The organism is Massilia frigida, from assembly GCF_011682175.1.
In the GTDB taxonomy this organism is placed as follows: domain Bacteria; phylum Pseudomonadota; class Gammaproteobacteria; order Burkholderiales; family Burkholderiaceae_D; genus Telluria_A; species Telluria_A frigida.
Genome location: NZ_WHJG01000097.1, coordinates 1 through 2,728 on the forward strand (window position 1 = coordinate 1; position 2,728 = coordinate 2,728).

Annotated in this window: 1 protein-coding gene; it reads right to left on the bottom strand. The window is 68.4% G+C overall.

What is annotated here, in order from left to right; genetic code table 11:
* Nucleotides 1-2,728: condensation domain-containing protein (locus F2P44_RS33995; RefSeq protein WP_167094463.1), on the bottom strand; the 2,728-nt coding region annotated here is incomplete at both ends.

The window sequence follows — 2,728 nt, forward strand, 5'->3', positions numbered from 1 at the left end:
ATGCGCTCGCCGGCGTCGAGGCGGAAGAAATCGCGCGCGACCCGTGTGTGGCGCGCCAGGGCGTCGTGGGTGATGCCAACGCCCTTCGGCTTGCCGGTCGAGCCGGAGGTATACATCACGTAGGCCAGCTGCTGGCGATGCACCGTCACGCCGGGATTGTGCGATGGCTGGCCGCCGCAGTCGGGCAGCGTCTCAAGCAGCAGCGCGACGCCGGCATCGTCGGCCATGTAGGCGAGGCGCTCCTGCGGATAGTTCGGGTCGAGCGGGACGTAGGCCGCGCCGGCCTTGAGCGTGGCGAGGATGGCGATGACCATGGCCGGCGCGCGTTGCATGCGGATGCCGACGCGCGCGTCGGCACCGGCGCCCGCGCCGATCAGGTGGTGCGCGACGCGGTTCGCCCGCGCATTGAGCTCGGCGTAGCTGAACGCCGTTTCGTCGAATACCAGCGCAATCGCGTCGGGCGTGGCAGCGGCCTGCGCCTCGAACAGCTGGTGTACCGGCGCAGTGGCGGCGTGGCGTTCGGCTTCGACGCTCCACTCGCGCGTCACGCGCTGAAATTCAGCCGCGCCGAGCATCGGCAACTGGCCGATACGCGTCTGCCGGCTGGCGAGAACCGCAGCGAGCAAGTTCCTGTAATAATCGGCGAAACGTGCAATCGTGGCGGCGTCGAACAGATCGGTACTGTAGGTGAAGCTCGCGTCGAAGACCGAATCGCGCGCAACGATATCGAGCGTCAGGTCGAACTGGGTCACGCTGTCGTTGCGGATCAAAGGGCGAACCTCAAGGCCGGCCAGATCCGGCAGCGCGGCGGCGTCGGACTGTATCAGGTTGAACATCACCTGGAACAGGGGCGCATGCGACAGGCTGCGTTCCGGCTGAACTGCCTCCACCAGCTGCTCGAACGGCAAATCCTGGTGGGTCTGCGCGCCCAGCGCCGCCTCCTTGACGCGGCCAAGCATGTGCGCGAACGTCAGCTTGCCGTCGTATGCGGCGCGCAGCACCTGCGTGTTGACGAAAAAGCCGATCAAGCCTTCCAGTTCGACGCGCTGGCGATTGGCGATTGGCGTACCGACCCGGATATCGCTCTGGCCGGAAAGGCGCGCAAGCAGGATCTGGAAGACCGCGAGCAAGGCCATGAACGTGCTTGCCCCCTGTTCGTGGCACAGCGCGCGCAGCGGCTCGACCAAGCCGGCATCGAGCGTGAAGCGGTGACGGGCGCCACGGCCGCTTTGTACGGACGGGCGTGCACGGTCGGCCGGAAGCTCAAGCACCGGGTGCTCGCTGCCGAGCTGCGTACGCCAGTAGTCGAGTTGCGCGGCCATGCCGTCGCCCGCCAACTGCATGCGCTGCCAGCTGGCGAAATCGCCATACTGGACGCTCAAGGGAAGCAGCGCCGCTGTGGCGCCTTGCAGCGCGGCCGCATAGCAAGCGCTCAATTCGCGCGTCAGGATGGACATCGACCAGCCGTCCGACACGATATGGTGCATGCTCGCCAGCAGAATGTGCCGGGCGGGGTCGAGCTTGAGCAGTGTCAGTCGCAGCAGGGGACCGGCCAGCAGATCGAACGGCGTGGCCGCTTCGTCTTGCGCGAGGCGCATCGCTTCGGTCTCGCGCTGTGCGGCAGGCACGCCCGACAGATCGACCAGCGCCATCGGGATATCGCCTCGCGCTGCAATGACCTGCACCGCTTCTCCGCCCTCTTCCCTGAACGTCGTACGCAGGGTTTCGTGACGCGCGACGATGGCCTCGAACGACTGCTTGAGGGCGGCCACATCGAGATCGCCGTCCAGGCGGATCGCGGCCGGCATGTTGTAGGCCGCGCTGTGCGGTTCGAGCTGGTGCAGGAACCACAGGCGCTGCTGCGCGAACGACAGCGGCAGCGCGCCATCGCGCGGCACGGCCGGAATCGGCGCCAGATCGGCTGCGGATGCCGGCAGCACGCGTTCGGCCAGCTGCGCAATCGTCGGCGCCTCGAACAGCGCCCGCACCGGCAGCTCGCACCGCAGTTCGGCGCGGATGCGCGACACCAGGCGCGTGGCCAGCAGCGAGTGCCCGCCCAGCATGAAGAAATTGTCGTGGATGCCGGCCTGTTCGACGCCGAGCACCTCGCACCAGATGCGCACAAGCGCGGCCTCGGAGGCATTGCGCGGCGCGGCCTGCTCGCTGTCGGCGCCATACACCGGCGCCGGCAAGGCCTTGCGATCCAGCTTGCCGTTCGGGTTCATCGGCATGGTGGCCAGCGGCACGAACGCCGATGGCACCATGTAGTCGGGCAGTTGCGCCGCGATGTGGCGGCGCAGGGTGTCGCTGGCCGGCGCATCGCCGTGCGCGGTCAGGTAGGCCACCAGGCGCTTGTCCCCGGGGCGGTCTTCGCGCACCAGGATAAGCGCCTCGCGCACGGCGGGGTGGCCGAGCAGGCACGCCTCGATTTCCGGCAGCTCGATACGGAAGCCACGAATCTTGACCTGGTGGTCGATCCGGCCCAGGTAATCGATCACGCCGTCCGGCTTCCAGCGCGCCAGGTCGCCAGTGCGGTACATGCGCGCTCCGGGCGCGCCGAACGGATCGGGAACGAAGCGCTCCCCGCTCAGGTCAGGACGGCCATGGTAGCCGCGCGCCAGCAGCTCGCCGCCGATGCACAACTCGCCCGCCGCCCCGACCGGCACCGGGTTCATGTCGGCATCGAGCAGGTAGATGGCGCGCCCTGGCAGCGCTGCGCCGATCGGCA